This is a genomic window from Chitinophaga jiangningensis (assembly GCF_900142605.1).
In the GTDB taxonomy this organism is placed as follows: domain Bacteria; phylum Bacteroidota; class Bacteroidia; order Chitinophagales; family Chitinophagaceae; genus Chitinophaga; species Chitinophaga jiangningensis.
This window is the reverse complement of the sequence record NZ_FRBL01000009.1, coordinates 265,764-284,275: the sequence shown is the minus strand read 5'-3', so window position 1 is coordinate 284,275 and position 18,512 is coordinate 265,764. Positions and strand designations below refer to the sequence as shown.

11 protein-coding genes are annotated in these 18,512 nt (G+C 49.2%); 3 read left to right on the top strand and 8 right to left on the bottom strand.

All coding sequences use genetic code 11. The features are described from left to right. Positions 1-10 precede the first annotated feature (10 nt). Genes BUB18_RS23430 through BUB18_RS23415 form a run of 4 tightly spaced genes read right to left on the bottom strand, consistent with a single transcriptional unit; the run spans position 11 to position 9,892 of the window. Positions 11-3,358, bottom strand: coding sequence for a hypothetical protein (locus tag BUB18_RS23430; RefSeq protein ID WP_073085717.1), 3,348 nt, complete (start codon positions 3,356-3,358; stop codon positions 11-13). Then, positions 3,355-6,750: a DUF6603 domain-containing protein gene (locus BUB18_RS23425; protein WP_073085716.1), complete on the bottom strand. Its 3,396-nt coding sequence runs from the start codon at positions 6,748-6,750 to the stop codon at positions 3,355-3,357. Before BUB18_RS23425 ends, BUB18_RS23430 begins: the two co-directional genes overlap by 4 nt. A 9-nt stretch (positions 6,751-6,759) precedes the next feature. After that, positions 6,760-8,856 (bottom strand): hypothetical protein, encoded by a 2,097-nt coding sequence (locus tag BUB18_RS29725; RefSeq protein ID WP_073085715.1) that lies wholly within the window; start codon positions 8,854-8,856, stop codon positions 6,760-6,762. Between the two features lie 40 nt (positions 8,857-8,896). After that, entirely contained in the window at positions 8,897-9,892 is a 996-nt protein-coding gene (locus BUB18_RS23415; RefSeq protein ID WP_073085714.1) for a hypothetical protein, read from the bottom strand. Between the two features lie 456 nt (positions 9,893-10,348). Between BUB18_RS23415 and BUB18_RS23410 the strand changes: the two genes are divergently transcribed. Continuing rightward, entirely contained in the window at positions 10,349-10,873 is a 525-nt protein-coding gene (locus BUB18_RS23410) for a YceI family protein (protein WP_073086040.1), read from the top strand. A gap of 1 nt (position 10,874) precedes the next feature. Here BUB18_RS23410 and BUB18_RS23405 read toward each other — a convergent pair whose 3' ends face one another. Further along, the gene (locus BUB18_RS23405) at positions 10,875-11,429 is read right to left on the bottom strand and encodes a hypothetical protein (protein ID WP_073085713.1); all 555 of its coding nucleotides are present in this window, start codon (positions 11,427-11,429) and stop codon (positions 10,875-10,877) included. 170 nt (positions 11,430-11,599) lie between these two features. Between BUB18_RS23405 and BUB18_RS23400 the strand changes: the two genes are divergently transcribed. Further along, positions 11,600-12,115 carry a GNAT family N-acetyltransferase gene (locus BUB18_RS23400; RefSeq protein ID WP_073085712.1) on the top strand — a complete coding sequence of 172 codons (516 nt, stop codon included), beginning with the start codon at positions 11,600-11,602 and terminating at the stop codon, positions 12,113-12,115. Beyond that, positions 12,112-12,555 (top strand): MarR family winged helix-turn-helix transcriptional regulator, encoded by a 444-nt coding sequence (locus tag BUB18_RS23395; protein ID WP_073085711.1) that lies wholly within the window; start codon positions 12,112-12,114, stop codon positions 12,553-12,555. Before BUB18_RS23400 ends, BUB18_RS23395 begins: the two co-directional genes overlap by 4 nt. Here BUB18_RS23395 and BUB18_RS23390 read toward each other — a convergent pair. The 3 genes from BUB18_RS23390 to recB form a co-directional block, all read right to left on the bottom strand. Continuing rightward, complete coding sequence (locus BUB18_RS23390) at positions 12,542-13,339, bottom strand: SDR family NAD(P)-dependent oxidoreductase (protein ID WP_073085709.1); 798 nt, start codon at positions 13,337-13,339, stop codon at positions 12,542-12,544. The two genes, BUB18_RS23395 and BUB18_RS23390, sit on opposite strands and share 14 nt — an antisense overlap. Before the next feature lie 125 nt (positions 13,340-13,464). Continuing rightward, positions 13,465-14,988 carry a glycosyltransferase family 39 protein gene (locus BUB18_RS23385; protein WP_073085707.1) on the bottom strand — a complete coding sequence of 508 codons (1,524 nt, stop codon included), beginning with the start codon at positions 14,986-14,988 and terminating at the stop codon, positions 13,465-13,467. 113 nt (positions 14,989-15,101) lie between these two features. Then, complete coding sequence (gene recB, locus BUB18_RS23380; protein ID WP_083550658.1) at positions 15,102-18,512, bottom strand: exodeoxyribonuclease V subunit beta; 3,411 nt, start codon at positions 18,510-18,512, stop codon at positions 15,102-15,104.

Below are 18,512 nucleotides of genomic sequence, written 5' to 3'. Positions count from 1 at the left end.
TATTTTTCGTTTACGCGGAAGTTTTAGGTAACATTTCGGAAGCGTGTACTGCTACCAGTACCGGCACCTGGTAAAGGATGTAGGCCACCTCAGCGGCGCTCATATCGGCGTTCCAGGTAACATTGACGTCGTCGTCATACTGGTCTTTCTTTTCGGGTTCATTTGCCAGGTTAGGAGGCGTAAGTCCCAGACTGCTGTTGATCTTAATCATTTCTCCACCTTTGGCGCCAGGCACCAGGTTGTCCCAGCCGAGGTCGTTCCATACATTCGGTGTTTTGTCTGCATCAATATCCAGTCCGAAACGGCATTCACCAGGTCTTTCCTTAATGCAGAAGAACCAGCCGGCGTTGTTGATGTCTTCCGGCTTAGTACCATCGCCCCCTTTAGCTTCGGAGGCCGTCAGGTCAAATCCGAAGAAGTAGATATCGGGTGAAACTTTTGCTTCGTACAAAGGCGTTTTTACTTTGCTTAATGGAGGCTTGTCTTCTTCCGCGTCCGACAATGGCACCAGTATCCGCTCTACCTTATTATCAATTTTACCGTCTTTCATCTGCCACTGTGCTTTCTGCGCGTAGATAACAGCGTTAGGGTATTTTTTCAACAGCTCGCCGCGTATCACCAGCACTACATCCTCTTCCTGCGGGCCATTGGTTTCCCGGTTATCATGGGTGCCTATTTTAGAGTATCGCGACCACTTATGCAAAGGTGGTATATCCCGTAGCTTTTCTTTCAACTGTTCGCTGTTCAGGGAGTCGTCCACATTAAGGAAGGTACTCACATCCCAGAACTGCCGGAAGCTGCTGGCGCGGTTATCTGTAGGGTATTCCCGCCATACCAGCTCACGTACAAACTCATGATTCACACCAACCATATAAGCCTCTATAAACGGTTGGTTTGTTTCCAGCAGTGATATAGTATTTTGGGAGATGAGATTGATATTGGGGAGAAAAAGTTCCGAAGAAATATCAGTCAGCGGTTTGTACATCGGCACATCGATGACAGGATAGGCCATTACCTCATCAAACAATTCTACCATCCTGATGCGGATCCTTTCAGGGATGCTGATACCGCCGAAAATCAGTTTAGGAATGGTCACACCGGGATCAATTGCTTTGAAGATCGTATCCGCCAGTACGGGTAAATCCAGGGTAGGCCTGGTGGGAATTCTTCCTTCTTCGCGGTTCCCCTGCATGAGGATGGCCGCTTCTTTAATTGCTTCCTTGTAAATTACTGCTTCTGCGCTGTCAGTAGCACCTGGCGTGAATACGGTATTATCTCCCGGTAAGGTGATCTCAAAGTTGGGCACCTTCGGCATATCGTCCACCGACTCCGGCGTTTGGTTTTCCGGTCGTATGGAATCGGCGCCGGCTTTTGCCTTTTCCCACTTCCCAGCCAATAACCAAAACCAAATCAGCGCTACAATTGCTATACCCGTTATTGCGGTAACAGCAGGGGAGAAGCCGCTGAGCAGCATTACCAGCAGCAACAGGAGTATCAATATAATCACGGCTATGCGCCATTTTTTAAACTGCTTTAACACACTCACCAGCCAGGGTGGCAGCTTGGTGGCTGGTTGCGCTGCATCTGCCAGTTGTGAGGGAGTGGGTAATGCCGGCGGATCAATTTTAGGTAATACCAGCGGCACTTCTCCACTATTTACCCGAGTGAGGATATTATCACCTGTGGCCGCATCTGTAAATGGCTGCAGTTTCATCACCCTGCCACCGGGTCTTAAAACTTTTCGTATTGTGGTGGACGTGAGGGAGCGGGATAATACGCTTTTATCCACCTGGTGATAGACGGTAACATTATTGGCCAGCAAACGCTTTTGCAGTGGAGCGGTAAATTGTAACGCCTTATCCGGCCTGTTGTAAATATGCGTAGCAATATGTTGTTCATACCAGCTATAGGATGTTCGTTGTGCAAAGCGGCCAAAACGAAGGCGGCGGTTGGCTTCCAGGATGTCGCCCACCTGTTGCCAGGCGGCGCTCATATAGTCTTCCTGCTTGGTCTGAATCACTTTAGTTCCAAACCCGGCGGCTACACGCCAGCGAGGGTCCAGGTTCAGCTGGTGAATCCAGTTTTGATTATTGGGGGCATTGCTGCCATCATCTTTATAGAGGAGCCTTTCGGTCAGCGCATGCCAGCGGCCGTACAGAGGCGCGGTAATCAACGGGTCCACGTCATCCTGCACGTTTTCCAGCGAGGTATTGCTGTTAGCGTCCTTCGAAGTATTTTTCGTATAGTCGTCAGCGAGATTGATGAATTGTGCCAGGTCATGCTGAAACGCATGCGGATAACCGGGGTGATCCCAGTTATTGTACTTTAGTACTTCTTCTTTGTCCGCCGGCTTCATGGTACTAAAAGGTACCTGCAAGGCGCCGCCCAGTCGCAATATACCACCCAGCTCAGGAATGCCGTGGATATTACTGCCTGGTGCCTGGGTATCCATATCCCGGCGGCCTACGCGGTTATCAACCGGATTGGGCTTGAGCAGGCGCACCAGGTATTCGAAATCGCCCTTGCTGCCCGTGCGGAAATGCCAGCGGTAGTAATAAGGAAAGCTGGCGGTATCAGGCCGGCCGTTGTAGTCGGCCCAGGCGGACATCGTAGCAAAAACGGCGGCGGGAATATTGTCATCTGTCATGTCAGCCCCGAGTCCTGCCAGGCGGCCAGTTTCGAAGGTTGGGATAATAAACGCATGATAGGCTGTATTCTCTTTCAGCTTTATAGGACACAACAGGCGGGAATTTGCATGATCAGGATCATTTTTCAATATATTGTTCAGCGTATTCACCACGGCGTTGTGGTCCACCGGTTGCGATACAATCCTGTCCAGCATGCTTTCGTTTACATGCACGTGTGCCCATGCCCACAACTGATCTGCGGGCGGAAATTTTTCCGCGGCCTTGTCCACCGTGATATAGGGGAGCGGCTTATCCTTGATATTGGTCGCTTCTTTAAAAGCGCCTTCTTCCAGCACCACCAGCGTGATCCATGGACGCAGGCGATCCTTGTTATCCGGTGCTGCGGGTGTATATCTCCACGGAAAGTCCTCATCATAAAAATCAACATACGGCAGGTAGTTCGGCTCAAAGTTGGTGATCCAGTTATGCGGGTCCGTTTTGATGATGGCTCTCGCCTCAATACCAATAATATCGCCCGGGCCGTACAGCTGGATGTTTTTGGTGATAGGCTCCGTGAGTACACCGCCGTCGGGCTTATTACCTTCTACCTTCAGTTTAATAGCGATGGTGGCACGCACGCGCACCCCCGGGTCCTTATCGGCGCTGCTGATTTTGTTGGCCACGCCGGAGCGCATCCAGGGCAGGAAAGTATATGTGGCTATATTACTCATGCGGCTGTATTTATTTCGTGCTGGGGAATAACGTGAATTGCTTCTTTCAGGTTAGGATGCAGGGCTACCTGTTGCTGCATATAAGCCCTTGCCTGTGCTTCACTTTCGAAAGTGGCAGCATGGAAAGCTTTGTTGTCGGACTGATTGGCCACCGCGTAACCTGATTGTTGCGTTTTGATTTTATCTTCAAATGGTTGCAGCTGCGACTTCGACTTTTTAGAAAGTGTACTCAGTGCTGCTGCATTGCCTTTGAGGAAGTGGCGGAAGAGCGTACCGCTGATAAAGCGGAAATACTTTTTCACAAACCGTTTATAATTGGTGTCTATGGTAATCAGCTCATAGCGTACTATGCGTTTCACGGCACGGCCGGTATTCAGCAAAGGTCCTGCTACAGATAGTTCCAGCCCGCTGTTTTCTTTTTCGAAAGATGGTCGTGCAAGCTTTTGATCGTTGCTCATGTTCTGGAACTGTGCCATGGCGAACGGTGCTTTCATCTTATTCACCGGTGCCAGCCCGGCTGCCGGATCAGCAGTAACGGTAAACCGGTTAGCGTCAGATGGCTTTTGGGTGCCTACTTTATCCAGCGGTAATTCCAGCGGAATAAAGCGCTGGCTCACCTGTAAAACACCGAGCGGATGCAACACCAGTTCCGCATTGGTATCGATGGTGCGCAGCGATACCAGCAGGTTGTTGCCTTCCGGTAACTGTGCCTTCCAGTTTTCCAGCTTATCAAATTCTTTTTTCACCAATGGCATCACTTCTACCGGTGGCAGGGTAGTGTTGGCACTATCGCCCCAGCTGAATTCGAAGTCTACATCAATGTCGAAGAACAGGATGGAAATGGAGCCGGTACCTTTTACATGATATGGCGTAGGGCCATCGAGCGACATGCGTACGCGCACGCTGAAGAGGCCGATACCAAATACTTTCACCGAGAGGGAAAGCGATACTTCAATGATGAAATAGAACGGCGAGAATTGAAAGAGTGCATCAAATCCCAGTTCTCCTTCTATATGGAAAGCACTGAAGCCAAAGTATAATTCAGCGTGTGCGCCAAACTGCACGGTGTTGGAGGTTACGGCAAAATAGGCCATCACGCGTATTCTACCCCAGCTGGTATCGAGGATGTTGAGGGAGAGGCGTACAGGATTCGGGAATGGCAATGGTGGCGGGTTGAATGCCGGATGGAATCCGCCTACGCTCACCACAAAATTAGCGTCGTCGCCCCAGGCTACCAGCAATCCCATCTCACCCTGTAAAGTGATCCAGAGAATACGGGAGTCGTACAGGCTGGCGAAAAACCATAACCTGCTTTTATCGAATTCAATGGCGCCGATGAAGTTGATCTGTAATACGATCAACGCCGCATCTTCCACTGGCAGCGCTACTTTCAGCACACCTATGATAGCGATGTTGCCGGGTATTTCTATGATAATTCCTAAGGATACACTGATGAGTGCTGGTGTTCCCCAGCCCAGTTTGGCCATGGGGCCTATGAGGAATTTTCCTTCTTCCGGCGGGAAAAAGTTGCGGAGATCGCTGATGATGCGTGGTGCATTTTCAACGATGTTGGTTGGGAACATGATGCCATTGATACCACCCGTACGCACGCCATCGGCAAGGGCTTGCAACTTCATGGTGCGGTTCAGGCCCAGGAGGCCGCCTACGCCGAGGAGTACGAAACCAAAGCCTAGTTGGAGGCCGGTGCCAAATTCCGCGGAGATGATAATGAGCAGCGAGAAGCCTTTGCTGCCATCCGGCATTTTGGTGGTGATGATACCGATAGCTTTCAGCGACACGATTTCGCTGAAGGTCAATTCCAGTGCACCGGCATATTCTTCCCTGTCGAAATCAAAAAAGAGGTAGCCGCCACCTTTCACAACGCCTGCGTCGATGGCGAGTCCTACACCATTTGGCGGCTTGAAGCCTACGTCCAGGTTGGCGGGGCCAAGATTACCCTTCTTAAACTGTAGTGCGGCGGAGAGCCCGATGTTTTCCACTGTGGCCGTCAGCGGGCCTAACGCCAGTTTCAATACCACACCGGCATCTAATCCTATTTGTTCACCGGTAGGTTTAAGGGTAAGTCGCAGACTGTTGATGCTGAGTGGGCCAAGGTCGATATGCACGGCCAGTTCTATGGCCAGCTGGGCGCCGCCGCGGATGGTAAATCCGTGGAGCAGACTAAAACCTAAAGCGATATTTGCTTCGGCCTGTATGTTGAGGGCGGATAATACTTTTGCGAGGAAGCCATCCCCTTCACCTCCTTTGACTACGAGCCGGATGGCTTGTATTTCACCTTCTACGCCTACGTCCAGTTTCCCCTGCGGATTTTCCAGGTACCATTTGGCAGAGAGTCCCTGTATCGCCAGCCTGGTGCCGCCGGCGGAGCCTATCAGCACCATTTCGGCAGCTTTTTCCGGCTTTTCTTTGATGGTAATGGCTGCATGAAACGCACTTACGAGGTTCAGGATGCCTTGTACATCAAAGGGAGGTCTAACTACTATGCCTACACCTTTTATATCTGCGGTGGATTCAAATAGCAGTTGCCCGCGGTCGCACACATCAAAATCAAAGGCTGCGCCGCCCATGAGATAAGGTAGTACGGCCATTCCTTTCTTTTTGCCGCTCACACCTTCTGCGGGCGAAAAGGTAAGCCCAAACTGGCTGTATGTGGCTTTGGTAAGGCCTTTCTGGAAAAGCGGGAACCGGAGTTCCGGGAGGTTGGGGGTGGTATTGCCCAGTATGGTGCGGGTGGTATCTGCCTGTGGATATAAGCCTCCCGGTAGCTGTGCTGCGCGCATCAGCAGTTCCAGCCGCGACAAAAATTTCTCAGCGTCGAAAGCGGTATTCCATTGATAGGCTGCATCAAATAATTGCTGCGGGTGACTAAAGAGCAATCCCAGCCGATCCCAGTGTACTACGCGTTGCGATTGATTGGGTTGCGGGGAGGGGTCATGTTCTATGAGTCCGAGCACCAGCATGGTCGCGTGGAGCTGCGGCATTTTATTGTCGAGATAGTCCAGCAGGAGGTAGTCGGTAAGCCGGAGAGATAGATCGCCGATATGCGGTAGTCCTCCGCCGGGGCCTGATTGCAGTTGTGATTGCAGTGCCTGGATGGCATGAACAGTGGCGCCAAATTTTACAAACAGGTTAGCGATGGCTGCCAGCACTGCGGTTTCCGTATTGGCCGCAGCCAGCTGCTGTACAGCGTTTACCAGCTCCCGTCCTTGTGTGGCGGCGCCTCCCAGTGCATTGCCAAAAGCGCCGCCGGGGAAGTTATATCCCATCTTCTGGAAAAAGGCGATGGCCTTTTCCGGAGTGGTAAGGCCCCGCAATGGTGAGATGGCCAGCGCTGCCTGTGTGAGTATGGACTGTAATGCTTGCTGTGACATGCGGATGATTTACGGATTAATCGTAATTATTTTTGCCTGGAACTCAGGTGTGGGGCTAATGAGGTAGGGAGGAAGGGTGAGACCGGCACCAGGCTGGTGTTTTTCCACCACCCAGGGCGTTTCTAACCCATCCGGATATACGACGTTCTTTCCAATGTCTGCCGGGATAATGCCTTTCCACTGTGCCCTTATCCAGAATTTAACGGCATCTGTTTGCCGGCCTGCGGCATCAGCGCCGGAATCCTTCACGAAAATCAACCGGTTCACATTTACGTTGGTGGCTGCGGCGTTATAAACGAGAAATGCCAGTCCGAGTCCCAGGTAGTAGCGCATTTTTGCAGGACCATCCTGTACTTTGGCCAGGGCGGCGTCCATCAGTTTCTTCACTTTCAACAGCCGGGAATTGGTATTGGTGTCTATAAATTGTTTCAGCTTCGTTTGAAAATTACGTACATCCGTCACCGTTAATGGCGTGGGCACGGTGGATGGAATAATGCGTTGTGCTTCTGTTGGTGGGGTACCCCCACCGAAACGTTTATCCAGTTTTTCGTATATGACTTTATAGTTCGCCAGGGTGGCCTTCAGATCTGTTTCTGTGGCGGCATCCGGCACCTCCGCATTGAGCTGAGTACTCCAGGTACTGCATTGTGGCAGCAATGGCGTAATGCCACTGAGATCACCCGCGGTGAGTGCGGTAGAAGCGGCGAGGAAAAATGTGGAGCCGATTTTTTTCAGGAGGTCGCCGTAGTTGGCGGTGCCCATACTTTGTAGTCGCGGCACCGGCACGGTAGTGGTGGGTAATCCACTGCGCCAGTCTAACGCGGTGAACTCCAGCGCACCTTTACCGAACGTGGTTTGCCAAAAAGTGAGATGATTATTTTTAATGCCAACGGCATCTGCCCATTTATTAAAGAACGCCTGCATTTCCGCGCTCGTATATTCACCGGAAATGCCACTGTTATACAGTGATTTGATATTGCCGTCATCCTGCTGTGGTGCGGGTGCCAGTGCATTAAAATGCTGATACCATTCAGGGCCAGATACTGCGGGGCGGTTCACTGCGTCCATACCAAAGAACAACTGGATGGCTTTCAGGAACTCCTGGTCTCGTCCTATCTGGCAACCGCGGATATCTATTTTGCTGTTTTTATCAAAGCGTTTTCTGACGTCCTTCAGCTTAGCCTGAAAGGTGCCTGCCTGTATGACGGCGATAGCCTTGATGAGGTCTGCGGCAAATATGGCAGGTTTGCCGGGGGATGCTTCTTTAAAAGAAGCGGCAGCGATGGCCATTATTGCGTCGCGGATGGTATTGAGTTCAGCAGCGGTGAGTGTGCCCACCAGCTTGGGCATTACATCTGCCAGCAGCAGGTCGTAAGCCTGATTAAACGCAGCGTAGTGGGGCTGTGCAGGCTGTTTGGAGATTAACCACTTGCTCATACAAATCCGCAGGAAATCGTTCATTTGAGCGCTGGTGGGTTCTCCCAGCGGGTCGGTTGGTATTTTATTAAAGATGGTGCTGTTGCCGGCATTTTTTGCGGATATCATCACTTCTCCACCCGTGTTTTGGCATATGTAGATGGTGAGGTCGGAGAAGGAAGTATATTCAAATGTCATCATGGCCCGCAGTGCTTCCATAGGGGTGCCGGCAAAGCCGGTGAAATATCTTTTCAGTGAGTTGCGGGAGGCGCCTTGCAGGAAAGGGAGTTTCATGTTGGCGGGATCGTCCAGCACGTCGGTGGAAACATATACATGCGACACGATGCGCATCCGGTTAATTAAGCCGGTATCCTGCGACAGCTTCATCACCATGTCCTCAAAGGAAGTGACATCTACGGGGTTAAGTCCTGCCTGCGTATGGTATTTCTTGGCCACTTTAATAAACCCATCGCTGGGGCCGTAGGCAATAAAGGTCAGTTGAGGAGCGAAGTCCGGTTCATATATAATCGCAGGAGGCGAGCCGGCTTCCTGGTTAGGGCTGCCGCCACCACTGCCGTTTCCTCCGCCACCATTCCCACCGCCGCCGCCACTGTCGGTAGCCGGTTTAATTTTACGCTTTTCTTCCAATGCCGGGTTGGCTGTTTTTGTACCTTTTGAAGATTTACACATGGAAGGTTGTTGTCTTTAATCGGTGAACAAAAAGGGGGGATTAGCTATGTGCTACCGGTCCTTCGCGATAGTGGCGCATGATCCAGTGTGACCTGGTGCCGGACATGCCGCTGAGCACATCTGAAAAGTTGGTACCGCTGAAGTATTTGTCGCGCAGCGCTTCCAGCAGGTGACCACAAAAGTTGATATTACTTTTAGGAAACCGCACGATATTAAACAGGTCGATACGTTTGGCTTCCTCCAGTTTTCCCAGGTCATCGCGGAGCTGCTGATCTGCGAAGGCGCGCTGGTTGGCATCTTCGGGCAGTTCCTGCCAGGGGAGCCACTTGGCGCCACCCAGCGGTACGATCATGGCCAGTGATGACAGGCGTATACTGCAAACACCTGCACCTGCAGTGGCGAGGGTGGCATAGTCGCCGGCGCCGTCGTTTATGGCGGCGGCCAGGTCGGCCAGGCGTTGCTTGCGCGCAGCGGGAGGCTGTTGTAGTGCCCCGTCGTATACCATAGAAAAAACGAACTGTTTAAAGCCTTCTCCCGATTCGGCGTTTTGCAGGGCTACTTCCTGGTAATAGGTATTGAAATCGTTGATGAGTTCCCGTTCTACCTCGATATTACCTTCTACAGCACCGGCTGCGTTTTTGGCGGCAGCTATCAGGGTTTCCAGTTCCTCATTTAATTCAAATATTTTTTGGGAGATGGTAAGGCTGGCTTGTTCTGTAGCGCCCGCGTCCAGCAGGCGAACTTTTACTTCCAGATCGCCGGTAGCTTGTGGAATGTAAGTGATTTCACCGCTTTCGGTAGTTTGTACGGAAGGGGGAGAGGCGTTTTCCGTAAAGGTCCATTCATAGTTGCTTATATTCCCTGCGAGGGCGGCATCGGTAACAAACACCACGTAGGTGTTTTCCCGGTTGAGCACCAGTGGGGAATGAATGAAGGAAACCATGCAGCAGCGGTTATCAGGTGCCACGAGGGCCTGCCCAAGATCCGATGGCTGTAAACCGGCCGGAATACGGCTTTCAGTTTTACGAACGGCCATGATGTGATGTTTCAGTAATTAACTACGGTACGATACGAAAGAAGTTCTGGCCGAAACCATTGCTCGTCTTGTTCTTTTTTGGGGCAGAACTATAAAAAATATGGTGTCGGAATTGCGAAGGCTAATGATTTGGGGTTAGCTGCAATTCCGCTAACGAATATAATGGAATTTTCAGGAAATACAATAGTTTTTTTAGGGAGATGACCAGGGCTGCTGCTGCGTTGCCGTAGCGGGTATAGACGGGTAATGGCGGCTGCAATAATTGTTGGTTGCCATTACTGCTGCAATATTAAAGCTTTACCTTCGCTACAGTAAAATAAACTGGATCTTATGCACGCACTGGTTGAATCATTGGGTCGGGAAGTGGCTGTCACTAAATATATTTCAAAGAACGAGCTACTGCTGTGGCCCCGCGAGCGCACGAACCGGGTATTCTTTGCTGTAAAATCAGATTTTATGAAGCAATTAATCCTTACAATGGTGGCAACGGCAATATTTTATGTAACTGCCGCAGCGCAAACCATTGATACAGGTAACTCAGGGGTGAAGTTCGAAGTCAGCAACATGGGAATGCGAAAAGTAAAAGGCTCCTTTTCAGGAATGAAAGGTACCATTGACTTTAATCCCCAAAATCTTTCCACTGCGCATTTTGAAGTATGTGTAGCCGCTAATTCTGTCAATACCGGCAATGAAAAGCGGGATCACCATCTCAAAGAAAAAGATTTTTTTGAAACGGAAAAGTATCCGGAAATTTGTTTTACATCTTCCCAGATAACAAAAACTGCCACCGGCTATAATGCAGGCGGTAAGCTCACCGCACACGGTGTAACGCGCGAAGTTACCATACCGTTTACCTACAATAATCATGTTTTTGAAGGTAAGCTAACGATCAATCGTCTGGATTACAAAATAGGTGAGGGGACCGGTACTTTTATGGTAGGCAATGAGGTGCAGATGGTGATTACGTGTGTGGTGAACTGACCTACGAAGCACGCTTAGCAATGAGTATTTTATTATATCCCATCACAACCAATAGCACAAGCAGTGTTAATAACGTAAATGGCAAAAAATATCCTTTCGCCCTGGTGAAGCAGGAAGTAATCGATGCCAACGCCCCAATCCGGTTGGTCTGAAGCATAAATATGATACCGGTATTTTCTGCCATGTCAAAGATGCCGGCGAGCACTGGAAAGCACAGCGTGCAGTACCAAATGCGGTTCCACAGGCGATTGTGAATCAGTAATTTCGCTATCGCAAGCAGAAAGGTAGCCACATACAGTAGAATAAAAGGAATGTCTGCATACAATTCCAGCTGAAGGTATGCGCTCCTCCCGTCAGACTCCAACTTTTCAAACAATTGCTGTATATAAACAGCATCATATCCGTTAAACATCGTATCTGGTAATGGCATGCTGCCCAACAGTATTTGTATGTTAGGAATCAGATAAAATGACATCAGCATAAAAAGTATGGCCATTGGAATGGCAAATGGCCAAATGTTGGTACGCAGGGCAATTTGATAAAGCTTTTGTTTCATTTATTTACGGCTATTTGTATTATTAAAATTTTTATAGGGAGATGAAGCGGTTCGCATGGCTTATCTCAAAGTTTTGCGGAAAATTGTTTTAGTTGAAAAATGCAACTAAATTTGTTTCTTTGTGTAATTGGTTGAATTAATCAACTAATTCAGTTAATTGAAATAATATCATGTCAGCCATCACACTAGCAGATATACAGATCAGAAACACTTTGCAGCCGGGCGATTTAGGCTATATCGCCTTTATTCACGGCGACTTATACGCCAAGGAATGCGGCTACGGGCTCAACTTTGAAGCCTATGTGCTGGACGGCCTCGGGGATTTTGCCAGGGAATACAACCCGCAGCAGGACAAAGTCTGGATCTGCCTACACCATAACCGCATCATCGGATCGCTGGTAGCCCAGCACCGGGCGGAAAAAGTGCAGCTCCGTTACTTCATTTTCCTGCCGGAATACCGCGGCATAGGCCTGGGTAAACACCTCATGCTGGAATTCAACCGTTTTATGCAGGAAAATGGCATCAAACATGCCTACCTGTGGACCACCGCAGAGCAGCAGGCTGCCATCTCCCTGTATAATAAATCCGGATTTCAACTCACTGAAGAAAGTACGTCCGATAGCTTTGATAAGCCCGTGACAGAGCGGCGCTATGATCTTATTTTACCATCATCATCTCCTGCATGAAAACAGTGATAGATAAATTCAGGGACTTTAACCGCTACTACACCCGTATTTTGGGCCTGTTGGACGACCATCTGCTAAACAGCCCTTACTCGCTGGTAGAAGCCCGCATTCTGTATGAAATCCATCAGCAAGGGCCGGTAAGCGCTTCGCAGATCCTGTCGGAGGTCAATATGGATAAAGGATACCTGAGTAAGGTGCTGAAGCAGTTTGCCAAGAGCAGACTGATCTCCAAACAACGCTCCGGTGAGGATGCACGCGTTTCCCTGATTTCCTTAACCGCCAAGGGATTAAAGAGCTTCCATGCATTAAATGCGGCCTCCCATGAGCAAATCGAACAATTAATCAGCAATCTTAACAAACAACAGCAACACCAGTTAATTGCACATATGGAAGGTATCAGGAAGCTGTTATCCGTCCCCGCACCACCTAAAGACTCCTGATCGTTCCCCCGTCAACACGAATAGTAGCCCCGCTGATATAATCCGCATAGCGACTACACAGATACGCTACCGCTCCGGCAATTTCCACCGGCTCACCAAACCTGCCGGTATCATTCGGGATCAGATCCTGTACGGCTTTATACTTTATTTCCTCCGGATCAGTGCCCCAGCCGAATTTTGGTGCTGCATTTTGCAGCCATTCTTCCACCATAGGATTAATGATAGCACCGGGAGAAACGATGTTAGAGGTAATGCCTGTTTCTTTGAGTTGCCTTGCAAGCGATACGGAGAGATTGTGTCGCGCAGCAAGCGTGGCATTATAATGCGGTTGTTCCTTAATCGGTTGTACAGCCAGGCCTCCGCCGATATGTATCACCCGGCCCCAGCCTAAATTTTTCATTTGTGGTACGAGGCGCTGTACCATACGTACGTATGACACTACGTTAGTGTTGTAAATCTCCAGCCAGTCTTCCGCGCTGGCCTCCCCCCATGATTTATGCGAAGTTGCACCCGCATTATTAACGAGGATATCAATTGGTCCTGATTTAAGCGCCGCTGCGGCCACTGCATCGGCTCCTTCGTTGGTGCCCAGATCGCCAATTGCCATTTCTGCCTTGCCGCCTGACTTAATAATCGCATGCACTACTTCACTGGCACGTTCACTATTACGACCATGAATCACCACGGTAGCACCTTCACCAGCCAGCATTTTTGCGATCGCTTCACCCAGTCCGGAGCTGGAACCTGTCACTAAAGCCCGTTTGCCATTTAATTGTATGTCCATTGTTTAAATTTTTCCTTTTATGTGATTTAGTATTAAACCACAGCAAAGGTCCATCAAACAAGGACTCCCTGGTTTGTTGAAAAGGTCAGACTGCTTTGTTGAGAAGTTCGGTAAACGAATATTACCTACTCATAATTCTTCTCTTCCTCAATCTCACTCCGCAGCCGCTCCCTGATATCCACCTTAGCACCTGTAAAAACGAATATCGTAGCGCCATGCTCCCTTGCAAACCGGTTGGTGATCGAATCCGCAGCTACCCCTGTCTGAAAGAAAGGGGCCGATTCCTGCAATTCCTCATATTGCTCCTGATAATCCTTTACGCGAATCAGGTTGGTATATGGCACACTTAAGTCAAACCAGTTTACATAATCGGCGTTAAATGAAACTGCTTTAATACCCTGTTTCGTATAGTAGTTGATAGCACCTGCCTGCCCGTAATTATCACAAAGCACCAGCGTTTTACCGGAAGCAGCTACCCCGGTGTATATACTATCTACCTTATGTGCTAATTCCTTCCAGCCCAGCATGTCGGCATAGTCCTGCGGAATGTCATGATCCCGGCCGTCTTCCCAGCGGAGGCGCCCCAGGCGCTGATAGCGCTCCTGATGCTGCATGATGTATTCCGGGCTATTATTCGGAAAAGCTACCTGGTACATCGGAATAAAAAAGAGTAGGGGAATAATAATCAGGACGGGTCTAAGGTATCTTTGCCAGCCTGTTGCCAGTATATGGGAGAGATAAACAGCCCCGAAAGAAATATAGATCGGGTACAACCCAATGGCATAATAATCTTTGGCCCTGAAATAAAGGAAGATAAAAATCGTAAAGAAAAAAGACCCAAAGAAAAGGCGGTATGGTCGAAAGGGTTTGTAAAACAATAAAGCAAACAGGCCTGCCAGTATAGCCACTGATGAACCTATAAAATACAGTACCTGCGATTTCAGAAATCCAACTCTGTCCACATGCACCAGCTGCCGTTCCGCCAGCTCCTTCATATGGTGTACCACCGGAAAGCTGTTTTGGTATTGCCATAAAAGGTTAGGCGAAATCAGTATCAGGCCCAGTGCAAGCGCTACATAAAAATGCTTTTGCGTAAATATTTTTCTTTGGGGAGATATCAGCATCGCCGGTGCTATACCGAGTAGCAAAAACACCATGTTGTACTTGTTCAGGAACCCTGCTGCAAATACAACGGCACCGAAGTACAACCACCTTGGTTGTTCGGTTTTAATGTATTTAATTACGCAGTAGTAAAATGCCGCCCAGCAGAGTACATCCAGCGAGTTAGGCTGATACAGGGTATTTAATCCCAGTAACACGGAAAAGGTAATACAGGTGGCCCCCGTCACCAGGGCAAACAAATCTCCTCCCAATGTTTCAATGGCCTTCCAGATGATCCAGATAGTTATTGCGCCAAATAATGCAGGGAAAAACTTAATCCAGAAAACGGAATTGCCCATTAGCAGAATGATATAGGAAATCCAGGAAGTTACTGGTGGAACGGATAAGTACCCCCATGCCGGATGGTGAGCCTGATCCAGGTGCAGGTATTCGTCACGTTGCAGGTCATAGGCGGGGCTAATAACAAGGTATTGTATCAGGAATTTTAAAATGATGAATCCTGCTAAAATGAGCGTTCTTTTTTTCATAAGTAAGCGTAATTTGATCCTTCCCTGCACTTCCTTCACCTAAAGTAGAAAATTGTGGTGGAGTTTTTAACGGAAATACATGAAAATTCGACCAAAATAGCATAGCCTATAGCTTAACCAGCAATAATCCTTTCCAGCCTTTCGATCTTCTCCAGCGCCGGTTTGGTATAATAAATCCCACTCTCCCCATGATGGCGCACGCCCCTGATAAACAGGTAGAATACACCACCAAAATGCCGCTCATAGTCAAATTCTGGCAAACGGGTTTCCAGGTATTTTTTCACCGCCACGGTATAAATCAGGTATTGCAGGTGATAGTTATTATGGTTCATCTCCGCTTCCAGTGAAGCCCGCTGGTAATCCTCAGGCCGGTCCCCCAGGTAGTTGGACTTCCAATCCAATACATAATACCTGCCATCATGTTCAAAGAAGAGATCTATTTTCCCGTTCATAATGCCTTCCAGTTCCTGCCCGCCCAATTCTGCAAATCGTTTGATGCTCACCGCCTGCCCTTGTTCTGACAGCTCGTTCAGCTCATTCAACTGGAACACCGGTACAGGAAAGTCGAACTCAAATTCAGCCATACGCTTATCCCGTGATACGGAGGAGAGCTGAAAGCGCTGGCTGCCGGCATGTAACGGCGCCTTTACTACATGCTGCACCAGCTGTAGCAACATAGGAAGGTAGGTTTCTTCCTGCCCCGGCAGGAACTTTTCTATGGCTGCCTTTATCCAGTGCTCCCACTTGTTGTTATCCGAGAAGCTGATGTTCTCAAAAATAAAGTGCAGGAGGTTACCGGTTTTAGCACCGCGGCGCAGTGTGTTGAAAATAAATTCATCGTACGCATCAGCTGCGGTGTCGCCACGTGGAATCCGCTTCTGCTCAGCTTTTGCTGCCAGCATTGTGTAACTGAGCTTGCGCCAGTATTCCTCCTTCAGGTGAAAGAAGACCTCCCGCTTAGCGGCAACAGGCGCTTCCTGCGCTTTATACTTACGATAGTGATGTTCCGGTTTCTCCGGCAAACTCGTTGCAAATTCAATCAGCGTAGTGTCCCTGCCAAAAGAGCTGAGCTCCTGGGTGAACGCTGTTAAAGACGATTCCTTATAGTAAGTGTTTCTGAAAATATAACATTTATACACCGCCCTTGTAATGGCAACGTAGATCAGGCGCCGGTTTTCCTGCTCCTGTTGCTGGTGGTAGGCGCGGCGCTGTTCTTCCGTTTGCCGCTCTTCCTCGGTGCTGATATAATCGCCGGTAACAGGGTCGCGGAAGCTGACAAATTCGTGGTTGTCTTTCTGACTGAAATCGAGATACGGGGCAAAAACAATATTGTAGGCGAGGCCTTTACTTTTGTGAATCGTTACAATTTTCACAGCCTCTTCATCACTCTCCATGCGTTGCGTGTATTCATCGCCTTCCACAAACATCCCGTCGATACCGCGTTTCAGCCAGGAAATAAGGTCGCGCATGGAAAGGTTGCGGCGACTCTGTACCTGGTGCACAATTTCTATCACCTGCAGGAGGTTGGTAAGAATGCGTTCCCCGTTGTTATCCTTCATCAGGTTATTACGCACGCCGAAGTCGGCCAGGAAGGCCATCAGTGCCGTATACACGCCATTACGGTCTGCCTGTTCCCGGTATTTGCCAAAGCAAACCACCACCAGTTCATCGTCCAGGTGCAAAATATCGTCCACACTAAAACCGGTGAGTGCGGATAACAACGCACGGTTGATCGTTGACCGGTCAGGTGTTTCCATAGCTTCCAGCAAATAGTAAATTTCCAGTGCCTCCATAGAGCCGAGGATTTTTATCTCGTCAATAGAAACAGCGGGAATGCCCAGCTTCGCGAGCTTCTGCTTAACCTCTGCACCTTCCTTGCCTGTTCTAACGAGTATGCCTATATCGGCGGGTGTGATGGCGCGTGATTGGCCATCCGCCGCAATGTGGTAGCCCGGGTCCATCAACAGGTGTCCTATCTGTGCAGCTACTGCGGCAGCTATTTCAGATTTGTTGCCGCCTTCGTAAATGGTAATAGGTATGTCAGGCTGCGCTGCCTTATAGAGCAGCCCTTTATTATTGTTTTCCGGGCTATCTACGTTGATATACTCAATACTGTCTTTTTCATCCTTGAAACAGAAGGTATCAAAATCAGGCGAAGGCATGAAAAACTGGTTCATTGCCCGGATCATCGGCTCTGAGGAGCGACGGTTATAATTCATGTTGTACAGGTGCTGTACATTATTCCGGGCACTGAAGTAAGTGTATATATCCGCTTTACGCCAGGCGTAAATACTTTGCTTAGGGTCCCCGATATAAAACAGGGTGGTATGCCGGCCAAACGCCCGGTCAAAAATTTCATACTGCAGGCGGTCTGTATCCTGGAACTCATCGATAAACACCGCTTTGTATTTCTCCTGCAATTTGGCTACCAGTTCCGGGTTATCCCGCTTCACCAGGGCATTATTGAGGTTGATGATTAGGTCGTCATAACCCAGGATATTATTCCGCGTCATATAACCATTTACGCCGCTTGCCACCACGCTGATGGCGAAGCAATTCAGCCGGTGATGTATGCCGGCCACCAGCTTGCGGATTTCTTCCTCCACTGCTTCCTGCTGGTCAATATATTCCAATACCTCCGGAAACAGCTCCGTCAGGTAGCCGGGAGGTTTAGAGGAGTTTTTCTTTGCACGTACCGCTGCAACAAAGGCCTCCGGCACTGCAATTACTTCCGCAAATGCTTTTTTGGCATGCGTGTTTTTATTACAACTGTTAGTGAGGTCGGTTGTATGCCTGCAGATATAATCGTGGAGTTGCGTAGTGATGTCCGTCAATTGTGTGGCCAGCTGCTGGTATGCCTGCTGCCACTCTTCCTGCTTAGCCGCGCCTACATGATAGTTGTAACCCTCTTCATAGCCGAGGTACTTTTTGCCGCTCATATGCTGTTCCAGCACATTTTGCATGCGTGCACGCATATCTTCCTGCCAGATCAGCTGCAACAGTTCCGGGTGCAGGGTGGTGATCTGCCTGCGCCAGAATTTATTCAGTTCTCTTTCTACGATCGGACTGGTATCCGGTACCATTTCGGCACCAAACAGCTGGTCCGTTTCAAAAGCGTATTCATTCAGTATTTGCTGACAGAAGCTATGGATCGTTAATACAGAAATTTCATCCAGTAACAGCACCGCATCCCGCAACAGCTTGTTGACGCTCTCCGGGTCGGATTTTTCTCCGGCCTCCAGCACCAGGTTAATGATGTCATCATTATCTACCGGAAAACCAAAACTCACCTGGTACGCCTGCCGCATAAATTTACGGATACGCTCTTTCAGCTCTGCTACAGCCGCTTTGGTAAAGGTTACCATCAGTATCTCTTTTACAGAGATCTGTTTTTCCAATACCAGCCTTAATACCAATATGCCAATAGAGTAAGTCTTTCCGGTGCCTGCGCTGGCCTCTATCAGGTTACTTCCTTCCATCGGCACCGTGGTGACCTCAAAATTTTTATATCTCTCTGTCGTCAT